The sequence below is a fragment of the Belliella calami genome (assembly GCF_022549695.1).
GTDB classification, from domain to species: Bacteria; Bacteroidota; Bacteroidia; order Cytophagales; family Cyclobacteriaceae; genus Belliella; species Belliella calami.
Genome location: NZ_JAKZGS010000003.1, coordinates 394,945 through 407,573 on the forward strand (window position 1 = coordinate 394,945; position 12,629 = coordinate 407,573).

The 12,629-nt window shown below is 37.5% G+C and carries 12 protein-coding genes; 1 reads left to right on the forward strand and 11 read right to left on the reverse strand.

What is annotated here, in order from left to right:
* Positions 1 to 81 precede the first annotated feature (81 nt).
* The 9 genes from MM236_RS06410 to MM236_RS06450 form a co-directional block, all read right to left on the reverse strand.
* Positions 82 to 654, reverse strand: a complete 573-nt coding sequence (locus MM236_RS06410) for a 50S ribosomal protein L25/general stress protein Ctc (RefSeq protein WP_241274118.1) — start codon at positions 652 to 654, stop codon at positions 82 to 84.
* A gap of 43 nt (positions 655 to 697) precedes the next feature.
* The gene (locus MM236_RS06415; RefSeq protein WP_241274119.1) at positions 698 to 1,624 is read right to left on the reverse strand and encodes a ribose-phosphate pyrophosphokinase; all 927 of its coding nucleotides are present in this window, start codon (positions 1,622 to 1,624) and stop codon (positions 698 to 700) included.
* A gap of 100 nt (positions 1,625 to 1,724) precedes the next feature.
* Complete coding sequence (locus tag MM236_RS06420) at positions 1,725 to 2,450, reverse strand: 2-phosphosulfolactate phosphatase (protein ID WP_241274120.1); 726 nt, start codon at positions 2,448 to 2,450, stop codon at positions 1,725 to 1,727.
* 54 nt (positions 2,451 to 2,504) lie between these two features.
* Positions 2,505 to 3,599: a glycine cleavage system aminomethyltransferase GcvT gene (gene gcvT / locus MM236_RS06425; protein WP_241274121.1), complete on the reverse strand. Its 1,095-nt coding sequence runs from the start codon at positions 3,597 to 3,599 to the stop codon at positions 2,505 to 2,507.
* A gap of 531 nt (positions 3,600 to 4,130) precedes the next feature.
* Complete coding sequence (locus tag MM236_RS06430) at positions 4,131 to 7,163, reverse strand: AAA family ATPase (protein WP_241274122.1); 3,033 nt, start codon at positions 7,161 to 7,163, stop codon at positions 4,131 to 4,133.
* Positions 7,160 to 8,389, reverse strand: coding sequence for a metallophosphoesterase family protein (locus tag MM236_RS06435; protein ID WP_241274123.1), 1,230 nt, complete (start codon positions 8,387 to 8,389; stop codon positions 7,160 to 7,162). Before MM236_RS06435 ends, MM236_RS06430 begins: the two co-directional genes overlap by 4 nt.
* Positions 8,390 to 8,629: 240 nt before the next feature.
* On the reverse strand, positions 8,630 to 9,412 hold the full coding sequence (locus tag MM236_RS06440) for a hypothetical protein (protein ID WP_241274124.1): 783 nt from the start codon (positions 9,410 to 9,412) through the stop codon (positions 8,630 to 8,632).
* Positions 9,413 to 9,430: 18 nt separating this feature from the next.
* Positions 9,431 to 10,213 (reverse strand): hypothetical protein, encoded by a 783-nt coding sequence (locus MM236_RS06445; protein ID WP_241274125.1) that lies wholly within the window; start codon positions 10,211 to 10,213, stop codon positions 9,431 to 9,433.
* A 3-nt stretch (positions 10,214 to 10,216) separates the two neighbouring features.
* Entirely contained in the window at positions 10,217 to 10,441 is a 225-nt protein-coding gene (locus MM236_RS06450) for a hypothetical protein (RefSeq protein ID WP_241274126.1), read from the reverse strand.
* Positions 10,442 to 10,781: 340 nt separating this feature from the next.
* Between MM236_RS06450 and MM236_RS06455 the strand changes: the two genes are divergently transcribed.
* On the forward strand, positions 10,782 to 11,348 hold the full coding sequence (locus tag MM236_RS06455; RefSeq protein WP_241274127.1) for a septal ring lytic transglycosylase RlpA family protein: 567 nt from the start codon (positions 10,782 to 10,784) through the stop codon (positions 11,346 to 11,348).
* 569 nt (positions 11,349 to 11,917) lie between these two features.
* Here MM236_RS06455 and MM236_RS06460 read toward each other — a convergent pair.
* Positions 11,918 to 12,079, reverse strand: a complete 162-nt coding sequence (locus MM236_RS06460) for a hypothetical protein (RefSeq protein WP_241274128.1) — start codon at positions 12,077 to 12,079, stop codon at positions 11,918 to 11,920.
* A gap of 8 nt (positions 12,080 to 12,087) precedes the next feature.
* On the reverse strand, positions 12,088 to 12,549 hold the full coding sequence (gene tnpA / locus MM236_RS06465; protein ID WP_241274129.1) for an IS200/IS605 family transposase: 462 nt from the start codon (positions 12,547 to 12,549) through the stop codon (positions 12,088 to 12,090).
* Between the last annotated feature and the right edge of the window lie 80 nt (positions 12,550 to 12,629).

Genomic DNA, 12,629 nt, shown 5'->3' on the forward strand with positions numbered 1-12,629 from the left:
TTGGTTTGAAAATATTGGGACAAAAATAAAAAATCCTGCTCGCGAACAAGCAGGATTTCCAAATATTGTGATAAGTTGATCTTATTCAGCTTTTTTACCTCTAAGTGCTCTAGGGATACCGATGGTAGCGATAGAAACATTACGGTTTGTAAGAATTTCGAAACCTTCTACTGAAAGCTCACTTACTTTTACTGACTTACCTAGGTCTAGGTGAGAAATGTCAACAGGGATTCTGTCAGGAAGGTTTGCAGCCAAACCTTTTACTTTCAAAGTTCTAGCTTTCATTTCCAATTTACCACCTTTGATGATACCTGGAGAACTTCCTTTGATTTCAACAGGGATATCCATTTTGATTTCTCTGTCTTCAGTGAAAGCTAAGAAGTCAGCGTGAAGCAATACTTCACTTACTGGATGATACTGAGCATCTCTTAGAATAGCTTTTACCATTGTTCCTTCGATGTTCAAATCTACCATGTGAACTTCTGGCGTGTAGATCAAGTCTCTGAAAAGGATGGCAGGCGAATAGAAGTGAATTTGTTCCTTGATACCTGGACCATATACTACGCATGGTACATTACCTTCCTCACGGATTTGGTTCAACTCTCCTTTTTCGAGATTTGCTCTTTTAAACCCTATAATCTCTAAAGATTTCATAAATTTTAAAATTGATTGTTTATAAATAATTAAGTAATAATTCTTAGATAAATAATGCTGAAATAGAGGTGTTTCCTGTCACGGCATGTATTGCTTTGGCAAACAAGTCAGATACAGTAATCACTCTGATTTTTTCAGATGATTGTTTCACTGGTATTGTATCTGTGATTACTAGCTCTTGAAGCACTGAGTTCTCAATGTTTTCGTAAGCTTTTCCAGATAATACTCCATGAGTAGCGATTGCCCTTACAGATAATGCTCCTTTGTCCATGATGATTTGTGCTGCTTTGCAAAGTGTGCCTGCGGTGTCCACCAAATCATCGACCAATACGACATCTTTTCCTTCAACATCACCAATAACTTGCATTGATGCTACTTCATTGGCTCTTTTCCTGTGCTTGTCACAGACTACCATTTCTACTTCAAAATGCTTCGCATAAGACCTAGCTCTTGCCACACCCCCTACATCAGGAGCTGCAAAAATAAGGTTTTTTGTATCAAGCCTTTCCAAATAGGGCACAAAGATAGCTGAACCATTCAAATGATCCAAAGGTAAATCAAAAAATCCCTGAATTTGTCCTGCATGAAGGTCGCATGTCATAATTCTGTCAGCACCAGCAGATGTCAATATGTTGGCTACAAGCTTGGCAGCTATCGACACTCTCGGACGATCTTTACGATCTTGCCTTGCGTATCCATAATAAGGAATGACTGCACATACTTTATATGCACTTGCCCTTTTGGCGGCATCTATCATCAAGCAAAGTTCTAATAGATTATCTGCACTTGGGTTTGTAGATTGAATCAAAAATACCGTGCAACCCCTCACTGATTCATTGAAGCTAGGTGACATTTCACCATCGCTAAATTTGGACATCGTCAAGTCGCCAAGCCTCTTGCCATAGTGCTTTGCGATTTTTTCTGCTAATTGTTTGCTGTTGGTTCCGGAGAAGAGTTTGACCTCAGACATGTTTTAAGAAGGTTTTTGGAATGGATCTAAATGATTTTGATACTCGTAAAGGTAATGATTTTTGTAAGCTTTTGGAAAGAAGAGTCTTTCTATGTAATTATTAATTTGATTCAACTTTTTGAGAGACAAGTACTTGGTTTTGAAGTTTTCCGATCATGTCGTACTTGTCAATGGTAAGGCAAAAATCTATATCAGCTTCGATGTTATGGTTTTGAAGACGCTTCGCATGGGAGGCTTGGGAAAGGAATTCCTTTAAGTCTGATTGATTTGCTTCATAAATTGCTTTCATCGCAATAGCCCCATCACAATCAAATTTGAAATCTTCAGACAACAAACTTACCAATGCCCCAGCATACAAAGAATCTTCAAGGTTGAACTTACCTTTCCAGCCCGCACAATGGATCAGCACATCGTGTTCTTTTGATTTCAAGTAATCAGCTGTAGCACTTAGATTGACGAAAGCACCAATCAGTACTTCCGCAGAATTCTCCTTAGATTTTTCGATGGCAACTGTACCATTTGTGGTGGTCATGGCTATCTTTTTTCCCGAATAGGCATTGTTGAGATAGGCAAGGGGGGAATTTCCCAATTCAAAGCCTTCTTCAATGATCCCATTTCTTTCTCCAGCGATAATGTGGCCAGATTTGGACATTTCTCTACATATCTCTAGGTTCTCTACAGGAGTAATGCTCAGTACACCATTTGCCAAAGCAGCCATCATAGTGGTCGTAGCACGGAAAATATCCACTACCACTATTATTTTCCCATCAAGCTGATGGAGATGTATCAATTCCGGAGTAAAGCAAACTTCAATTTTTTTTGTCATTTTTATAAATGAAAAAACCCGCAAAAGCCAAAGTTAGCGCTTGCGGGTCAGATATTATTTTTTGAGTAGTGGAAGTTTTTCGACTTTTGCAGCCAAATTTTTATTTCTCACCGTTATGGCGATTTCTGTTCCAGGGGTAGCGTATTCAGTTTTGACATATCCCATGCCAATACCAATGCCCATTGATGGGGACTGGGTTCCCGAAGTCACTTCTCCGATCACTTCCCCTGAAGTATTTACGATAGGATAGTGGCCTCTAGGAATGCCTCTTTCTTGCAAAGTAAATCCGACAAGTTTTTTGTCCACTCCAGCTTCTTTCTGTTTCTTTAGATTTTCGCTGTTGATGAAATCTTTGGTGAATTTTGTAATCCAACCAAGACCCGCTTCAAGTGGAGATGTTTCGTCATTGATATCATTTCCATAAAGACAATAGCCCATCTCAAGTCTCAAAGTATCTCTGGCACCAAGTCCAATTGGTTTGATATTCAGACCCTTTCCTGCTTCAAATACTGCCTTCCAAACCTTTTCTGCATCTTCATTTTTGACATAAATCTCAAATCCTCCTGCACCAGTATAGCCAGTGCCTGAGATGATTACATCTTGCACACCTGCAAATTCACCAACTGTAAAGTGATAGAATTTCACTTCCGAAAGATTGACTGGAGTGAGTGATTGAACAGCTTCTATAGCTTTTGGGCCTTGTATGGCAAAAAGTGAAAGGGTATCGGAAATATTTTCCAATTCAGCTTCCATGGTGTTATGCTGATTGATCCATGCCCAGTCTTTTTCGATGTTTGAAGCATTTACTACCAGCATGTATTTTTCTTCTTCAAATTTGTAAACAATCAAATCGTCCACAATACCTCCCTTTTCATTTGGGAAACAAGAATATTGAGCTTGTCCGATTATCAATTTACTGGCATCATTTGAAGTTACTTTTTGGATCAAATCTAGCGCTTTTGGTCCTGTGACCATAAATTCACCCATGTGGGAAACATCAAAAACACCTACCCCTTCACGGACTGTCTTATGCTCTTCGATATCCGAAGAATAACGTACGGGCATATTATAACCTGCAAAAGGGACCATTTTTCCTCCAAGAGCTACGTGGAGGTCATTAAGTTGGATTTTTTTGATATTATCTTCCATAAGGGTTTATTTCTTGAGGAGGCAAAGGTAATCCATAAACATGGATTACAAAAAACAGAATCCTTCTTTCTTCAACATATTTTGTTTAGTTTGGAAACTCAAAACAGAACTATATGAGTATCCGCAATGATGGTCGTTGGCTCAAACGAGGTTTAATCTCATGCTGACAACAGTCGACGGTCATCCGACAACAGCGGATTTAAACTTCAAACAATATTTTAAATGGCTCTAGTATAAAAAGGGATATCCAATTAAACGAAGAATCAAAACCTGAAACTAGACACTAATGTGTAAACTAAATTCAGGCAAGATCATCTTTGTCACGTCCAGAAAATACTTGACACTTTTTTCTATTGATTTCTCTACATTTCCGATAGCTATTCAATTGCCCTGTCAGGGCAAAAGTGACTTAGACATTTACCATTGCATTGGGTTTCAACCCAATGTTATTGTCGGTTGCCCTTACAGGGCATATTTTCATTTCTTTGTCAAACTTCGTCTTGCGTCTCATATCTTGTGTCTTATTTCTTTTCAAAAAGAATATCTTACCTGACTGCCTTTCTCTGCATCCAACTCAATTTTTGCATAGACTTCGATCTCTTGTTGGAGCTCTTCGACGTGGGAGATGATGCCAACAACTCTGTTTTCGTGACGTAAGGCTTTGAGGGTTTCGAAGACTACTCTGAGGGAATTCCTATCCAAAGCGCCAAAGCCCTCATCCAAGAAGAAGAAACTTTGATCTGCTTCGTTGAGAGATTTGACTTTCTCAGCCAAAGCCAAAGCGAGACACAATGACGCTTGGAAAGTCTGACCGCCGGAAAGGGTTTTGAGGAGCCTTTTTTTGCCACCATTGAGATAATCAATAACCCAGAAAGTGTTGTTGTCATCAATTTCCAAACTCAGGCTGTTTTTGGTGAGTTTGTTGAATCTGATATTGGCAGTATTGCAGAGTTCCTTGAGATAGATCGAACTCACGTATTTTACAAATCCACTGCCTTTGAAGAGCTTTTCTAGTTCTCGCAGATTGCTTTCCCTGTTTTCCAACTTTCCATAGGTTTGCTGAATCCGTTTTTTTTCTTCAAGCTTTTCTACACTTTCTTTGATCTCTCGGTCTAAGAGTGTGAACTCCTTTTTGATGGCATCCAGTGCTTTTGTTTTTGAATCCAAAGTGTTTTTCAATTCTTCGAATGATTCTTGGTTGAAATCACTGATGCCTTCTGTTTTTTGGATTTCTTCTATCCGAGTTTCTACCAAATGAACCCTCTGTTCAAAATTTCTAATCTCAATCTCAACTTTGTCTGCATCTAGTCTGTGGTGGAAAAGCTCAAATAATTTCTCCTCATCTTCAAAGCCATGTTCATTTTTGAGTTGGGAAAATAGTGCTTTGAGTTCTTGAATCTTATTCTCAGCTTCCTTGAGGGATTTTTTTGAGTTTTCTAGATTAGCTAAATTAGTAGCTTGCTTAGCCCGAATTTCAACCAACACTTTTTGGATACCATTTAGAAGGTCAGCTGTTTTGTCAATATCCATTTGGACCTTTTGGATAGTAAGGAGGATACTTGCCGCATCTTTTTCGAAAAAGGCTTGGCAAAACCCCAAGTCCTTAATGTCATTTCTTTTTGAGTTTTGAAGGGAGTGAAGTGTCAGTAGTCCTTGCTTTAGCTCTTGGTATTGTTGGTCATCTGCTTCGAGCTTGACTTTCTCTTCTTGCCAGTTTTTTCTCCAACTTTTAAGCTGTTTGTTCTGACTGTTACGTTTTTCGATTTCGTTTTCAGTGTTTTGGAGAAAAGACCTTACAGCTTGGATATCATCAAGCTTTTGTTGCTTAAGACTTTGCTCCAAGTCTTTGATTTGATTTTCAAAACTTTGAAGATCAGATTTTTTTGATTGAAGTTGTTGCTCGAAAGTTTCTTTTTTGAAATTGGATTCTACCAGTTTTTGAGAAAGGGTCATAACTTCCTCTAAATGGTTTTTGGTCTTTTCTATTTCGAATTCTATTTGAGAAAAATAATGGTCTTCAGCATCATCGCTGAGTGGATTTGGGTGGCTCAAAGATCCACATAGAGGACATGGATTACCATCTTCCAAAAGGTGAATATGTGCATTAAGTCCTTTCTTTTGAGTCAGTTTGTTTCTTTCTATTTCAAGGTCTTTGATCTTATTTTTCAGAGTCGCCATCCACGAATCGAATGTGGATTCTTGGGGAGGGATTTTTTCTTTGATTGAATCAATGACATTTTGGAGACTCTTTACAGAAGTTTCCAGATCTTCGATTTGCGCATTTGAGTCTTTTTTGGATTTTGTCCACGTTTCCCAGTCTTTTACGGCACTTTTGAGTTCAGCAAGCTGATTGCTATCTGGGATCTGATTTTTGTCCAGTTCTTCTTCCAGAGAATTTATTTTAGCTTCTAGCGCTAGTTGAGCAGATTTTTTTGTCTCAAGTGTAGGCTCTATTACTTCAATTTTCTTTTCAGATTCCTTGATCTTTTGTTGGATTTCTTGGATTTCTTTGACTTTTTCCAAGTCTCTGATCTTGGATTCTCTTTCTGATTTTTTGTTTGCTTTTTCTTTTAAGTCAGCTTCTTCCAGTTCTTTTTGTTTGATTTCCTGAATATAGTTTTCCCTGAATCGCTCACAATCAATTAGGCTCACTTTGTGTTTTTCGATTTCTTTGTTTTTCTCTTCGATTTGATCCCAGACAGGTTTGAGATAAGTTTTTGCTTTGAGAAAATCCTTGTAGATTGTTTTTTTCTCTTCGATTTCAGGTTTTTTGGCTTCCAAATCACTATATTCTCTTTGGAACTTTTGTAAGGAAAGGAATAGCGTTTGGATTTGTTCTTGTTTTTTGAAAGTGGTATCGGCTATTTGAAATTCTTTTTCCAAAACACCTGCCTGATCAGCTATGCGTTTGATTTCTTTTTCTTTTTCTTCCAAAAGCTCATCTGTGTAGCCTTCCAAAATATCCAAATGTGTTTTTTGAATTGTCTTTTCATGCATGACATTTTTCAGAAGACTGCTAGTTTTATGACTTAGGTCAAACCTTTCCAGTCCAAACAATTCCTTCATCATCTCAGCTCTAGGACCAGGAGTAAGGTCAATAAATTCCTTGAATTTACCCTGCGGAATGATCACAGTCTGCTTGAAATGCTCCTTTTTCATTCCCAAAATTTCTTCCCCACGAATAGTAAGGGGCTCGAGATCTGAATCAGTTTTGAGATAAAAAGTATGTTCGGCTGGCTTGACATCATCAAACTTCTTGGGATTTCGTTTGGCACTGTATCTTGCGATGTAGGTGCTCCTGTTGTTTTTCCCTGCTTTGAATTCAAAATTGATCAATAAACTCTCGCTTTGAAGATTGACCATACTGTTTTTTTCACCTCGATCCGAAAGCCGCTCAGTGCTTCCATAGAGAGCAAGTAACACAGCTTCCAAAATCGATGATTTTCCACTTCCTACAGCTCCAAAAATCCCAAACAAACCCGCAGCGGTCAGTTGGTCAAATTCTATTGTTTGCTTTTCTTTATAAGAGTAAAGTCCTTGTATTTCCAGTTTGATAGGGATCATAAATCTTCGTTTTGGCTGATTACTTCCTTAAAAATGTCTATTAGTTCAGTGTTGGGTTCCTGACCTTTTTCACTTTTGTAATACATGTTGAAAAGTGACACCATATCTTTGCCAAGGTCTTCGACTTTTAGGCTGAGACTTTCTTGGCCTTTGGGGTTGAGAATTTCGGGGATCAGGTTCACAATGCCATCGTGAGCTTTCATGATGGCTTTTCGCGTAGCAGCATCGATCGCATGCTCCGTGGCAAAGGTGATTTCCACAAAGCAATATGGGTTTTCTTCAAGCCAAAATAAAGTATCTGCAAGATTTTCAAATCGCTTTCTGAACAAAGGACGCCCTTCTTTGAGTGTAATTGCTTCATAGTCCACATCTTTGTTAGGTTCTGCTTGGATGATTACGACCTTTTTTTCTTGATCAGCTTCGCTAAATGAATAGGCAAGTGGAGAGCTTGAATATACTGCCGGAACAGGGGATTTGCTTACGGCGTGGTATCTGTGCAAATGACCAAGGGCAGCATATTGGATTTCAGAGGGTATGTTTGAAGTGTAAAGGGCCTGTGCTCCCCCGACATGCAAAATTGGGCGTTCACTTTCAGGCTCAGGTTCTGGTTTTTCACCTTCTTTGACAAAGAAAAAGTGTCCGGTAAATAGGTTTATTCCATTTTGGTCACAGTACTTGTCAGCTAAAGTTTGCCACTTGTTAGCAAGGATATTTCGCATTTCATTTTCCCGATCTTCTTCACCTAGATAGGTCTTGAGTAAAACTTCATTGGCATAGGGTGCTAGGATGATTCGGATAGGTTCGCTGTGTTGTGGAAGTTTGATTTCGACAAATCCTGATTCCGAATTCAAGACTTCTATTCCATTTTCCAATTTACCAACAGGAATGATAGAGTCATACCTGCTATAGAAAAAGATGCCCATTTCCCGAGCAAGTGGATCTGGTGCTTCGACGAATTGGGTGCTGTCATGATTTCCAGAGATGGCGATGATCGGTCTTTCTCCATTTTTGGATAGTTTTCTCAGTGTTTTGTAGAGTAATTCCACCGCTTCATGGCTGGGATTGAAGCTGTCAAAAATATCACCAGCTAGCAGAACAAGGTCAACTTGCTGTTCATCTGCGATTTGGATGATTTCTTCTAGGGCGAGTTTTTGTTCTTCCATTCTGGAGAAGTCCTGTATTCTTTTGCCTAGGTGCCAATCTGCTGTGTGTAGGATTTTGATCATAGCTGAAAAGTATTCTGTAGATTTTTATGAAAATATTCTAAATCTATTCGTAATTGAATTTAAAGTTATCAGCTTGGTGCTTCTCTTCCAAGTACAATTTTATTAATTGACTGTAGCTGACAAGAATTCTATTCTGTCTCAGGCATACAGGTATGGCTAGGGCTTAAATTAGGGGTGATTTGTCTCGTTATAAATAATCAAAAGCAATTGGAAAAAATGATATGTTAACAGTTTTTTGAACTAAAGTTTATATGCCAATCTAAATCCAGTCATAATTGCTCGCAGATTAACTTGATCGGGAACTATTAAAGTTGTTGAGCCACCAGGTACAACTCTTTTGTACATGATATAGTCAAAATCCGCAAAACGATATGAAAGGTTAAATCCTAAATCAAACTTCTTTGATAACGATATACTTGTCAATAAACCACTCTCAAGATATAGACTGTTTGATTTTGGTCTATCTCTGTCATGAATAAGTGTAGTCCCTGGTGAATTAATACTCTCTAAAATGTAAAATGGAAATGTTAATCGAGAAAATCCTATTTTTTGAAATGGGCGAAATTCAACTGATTTGGCTAAAATAAATCTGTAACCAATTAGATAAGCTAAGTTTTGTACCTCATATTTTTCGTGAAAATTAACCTCCATAGGGAATTGATTACTGCCGAAGTATTTATTTGCTGATTCTATCCTGATAGCATTTGAAGATTGTCCGAAGGATAAACCATGTTCCCAGAACCTTCCTGCGAGAAAGTTGATCTCTAAATTTATATCACCTCCTCGTTTGGCATGTCCATGATTTTCTTTTGAAAAAAAACCAATATCATATTGTTGATCACTTCCTTTTTCAAAAACAGTTTGTTCAAAGCCTGCAGTTGATGTAGAAGCAAACTTTCCAACGGGTATAAGTACACCACCACCGATTGAAATTTCAAATCTACCTATATTGGTTTTGTTGTTTTGTGCCAATATATTGTTTGAAAATAAAATAAAGAATATAAAAATGATTAATCTAGCCATGGATTATTTCTTGTCAGCTTAAAGTTTATATGCCAGTCTAAATCCAGTCATAATTGCTCGCAGATTAACTTGATCGGGAACTATTAAAGTTGTTGAGCCACCAGGTACAACTCTTTTGTACATGATATAGTCAAAATCCGCAAAACGATATGAAAGGTTAAATCCTAAATCAAACTTCTTTGATAACGATATACTTGTCAATAAACCACTCTCAAGATATAGACTGTTTGATTTTGGTCTATCTCTGTCATGAATAAGTGTAGTCCCTGGTGAATTAATACTCTCTAAAATGTAAAATGGAAATGTTAATCGAGAAAATCCTATTTTTTGAAATGGGCGAAATTCAACTGATTTGGCTAAAATAAATCTGTAACCAATTAGATAAGCTAAGTTTTGTACCTCATATTTTTCGTGAAAATTAACCTCCATAGGGAATTGATTACTGCCGAAGTATTTATTTGCTGATTCTATCCTGATAGCATTTGAAGATTGTCCGAAGGATAAACCATGTTCCCAGAACCTTCCTGCGAGAAAGTTGATCTCTAAATTTATATCACCTCCTCGTTTGGCATGTCCATGATTTTCTTTTGAAAAAAAACCAATATCATATTGTTGATCACTTCCTTTTTCAAAAACAGTTTGTTCAAAGCCTGCAGTTGATGTAGAAGCAAACTTCCCAACGGGTATAAGTACACCACCACCGATTGAAATTTCAAATCTTCCTGCATTAGTTTTGTTCTTTTGTGCCAATATATTGTTTGAAAATAAAATAAAGAATATAAAAATGATTAATCTAGCCATGGATTATTTCTTTAAGATGACTCTTTGTTCGTTTTCCATCATTGCTTTTGTAAAACCATGACAGTTGTAGGTTGCTTGGGTGTGGCAATCTGAGAGTCTCTTGGAGCCGTATTGCACCCCAATAATCCAAAAATCATCCCCTTGGTTGGGATAGCAATAGTTGGATTGGGTGAATCCTTGAATGGAAAATAGGAAAAGCAAAATAGAAGTAATGTGTATATGTTTCATAAAAAAGAAGTTAAAATAGTTTAATGCATATATAAAAATTTAATCTCGTAAAATCAAATTTCAAGGGGATAAAAAGGAGTTATTAGTTTTTTTGCTAAATTAATATTTTGTTCTCCCATTCTGGAAAAATCCTGTAATCTTTTTCCTAGGTGCCAATCTGCCGTGTGTAGGATTTTGATCATAAATCAAAAGTAAGTAGTATGATTTTCAAGAAAATATTATAAATTCGTCAGCTTTTAAATATTAATGGAGTTTAAAGTCAGAATCTTCTTGCAACCATTGCAAACGAGGTTCTTTATAAATGACATAAATTGGCACATGATTTGCCATGCAAGCGCTTATGAAAAAAGTATTTACATTCCTATTTTTTTTGCTCACAGGAGTATTTTCTGTGCAGGCACAAGTGGAAGAATTGGAGATAGAAAACAATTATACGGTAATTGATTCCACTTTTTTGATACAAGAGGGAGTAGCAAGCTACTATGGAACCCGATTTCATCTGAGAAAGACTGCAAATGGTGAAGTTTACAATATGGAACATTTGACCGCAGCCCACAAGAATCTTCCATTCGGCACGATGCTTAGAGTCGTTAATTTGAAAAATGAAAAAGCGGTATGGGTACGTGTCAATGATAGACTCCCTCCAAATTCCAAAAGAGTGGTTGATTTATCAAAAGGAGCGGCAAGGGAGTTGGGGATGATCAGAGATGGAGTAGTGCGTGTTAGACTAGAAGTTCCAGATCAAGAGACTATCGCATCACTGATGGAGTATTTTGATGAAAACAAACCAGATGATATCCGTCTAAGGCTCTACCCTGTTCCATTGGAAGTTACTAGGCCTTCTATAGAATTGTTGGAGATGATGATGGACTTGCCAGGAGATTTGGTTTTGTCTAGAGGGAAGTGATTTTTTTTGCCAAACGGATTAGGTTTTAAACTATCTTTTAGCTTATCGGCCGTCCCTACGGGACTTTTAGGAGCGCGTCCTTGGGTTGATCCTTGGCCGTGGGTTGAAACCCACGGTTAATACATCGGACGTGCCTCTGGCACTTTGTGGGTATAGGAGCTTTTTGAGTCCGTGGGATGAAACCCACGGTTAGTATATCGCTCGTGCCTATGGCACTGTGAGCTGAAGAGCTACCAATGTATGTTTTTCAATATGTATCGTTGAGTTTGAATATGTCGTTAATTCCTGCTGAGCTTTGTGGAGGTGTGTCTGTGGTTTAAAACCCACGGTTAGTATGTCGTTCGTGCCTACGGCACTGTGAGCTGAAGAGCTACTAATGCATGTTTTTCAATATGTATTGTTGAGTTTGGGTATGTCGTTCATTCCTGCTGAGCTTTGTGGAGGTGTGTCTTTGGGTTAAAACCCACGGTTAGTATATCGTTCGTGCCTATGGCACTGTGAGGTTTTAAAAGGCCATCAAATCTGTGGATTGAAGTCTTTGTTTAATATATCTCGTTTGCATCTGGAACTTAAAGTTTGGAACTTTTGAATCTTACTATTGCAGTATTGAGATTGTTGAGTTTTTGGCTTTTGAAGCTGTTAAAAAGCTCCGTAGGAGCGACAGATCTATTAGCCACGGCTTTCAAGCCGTGGCGTGAAATGACAGTATTTCCAAAAAATGCCGTAGGCATGGGCGATTTTATTGGAGGTTTTTGAAAATGTATCTATCATCAAAATCTACATTGTATTTGTTCAAGAGTTTTTCATATTCATCTAAGAAGCTTATTTTTTGATGATGAGATTCTTGATTTTTTATATAGTTGTAAACTTTGTCGATTTGCCCATAGCTGTATGAGAAAGCTCCAAACCCGTCTTGCCATTCAAATCTACAATTTAGATAATCTGATTCATTGAGCCATTTAGAGGATTTGGCTTTTACTGATTGCATTACTGTTGAGATCGAATGTTTTGGTTTTAAGCCAATTAAACAATGTATATGATCTGAAACGCCATTTACTATAAAAGTTTTACATTCGGTTTCATTAATAAGATTGCCAATTACTGATAATAATTCATTTTTCCATTCTTGCTGGATCATAGCATTTCTGTACTTTACCGCAAAAACGGTCTGAATTATAATTGAAGAATAGGTATTTGCCATAAAAAAGAATTTTGGTTTAAAGAATGAACTAATTTAACATAGCTAGCTGAATGATAAAAGTTTGAGTAGGATATTAAACG

Coding starts and splice junctions, on each gene's coding strand:
- MM236_RS06420 (WP_241274120.1), bottom strand. CDS start 2,450: ATGACAAAAAAAATTGAAGTTTGCTTTACTCCGGAATTGATACATCTC.
- MM236_RS06430 (WP_241274122.1), bottom strand. CDS start 7,163: ATGATCCCTATCAAACTGGAAATACAAGGACTTTACTCTTATAAAGAA.
- MM236_RS06440 (WP_241274124.1), bottom strand. CDS start 9,412: ATGGCTAGATTAATCATTTTTATATTCTTTATTTTATTTTCAAACAAT.
- MM236_RS06410 (WP_241274118.1), bottom strand. CDS start 654: ATGAAATCTTTAGAGATTATAGGGTTTAAAAGAGCAAATCTCGAAAAA.
- MM236_RS06450 (WP_241274126.1), bottom strand. CDS start 10,441: ATGAAACATATACACATTACTTCTATTTTGCTTTTCCTATTTTCCATT.
- gcvT (WP_241274121.1), bottom strand. CDS start 3,599: ATGGAAGATAATATCAAAAAAATCCAACTTAATGACCTCCACGTAGCT.
- MM236_RS06415 (WP_241274119.1), bottom strand. CDS start 1,624: ATGTCTGAGGTCAAACTCTTCTCCGGAACCAACAGCAAACAATTAGCA.
- MM236_RS06460 (WP_241274128.1), bottom strand. CDS start 12,079: ATGCCTACGGCATTTTTTGGAAATACTGTCATTTCACGCCACGGCTTG.
- MM236_RS06455 (WP_241274127.1), top strand. CDS start 10,782: ATGAAAAAAGTATTTACATTCCTATTTTTTTTGCTCACAGGAGTATTT.
- MM236_RS06445 (WP_241274125.1), bottom strand. CDS start 10,213: ATGGCTAGATTAATCATTTTTATATTCTTTATTTTATTTTCAAACAAT.
- tnpA (WP_241274129.1), bottom strand. CDS start 12,549: ATGGCAAATACCTATTCTTCAATTATAATTCAGACCGTTTTTGCGGTA.
- MM236_RS06435 (WP_241274123.1), bottom strand. CDS start 8,389: ATGATCAAAATCCTACACACAGCAGATTGGCACCTAGGCAAAAGAATA.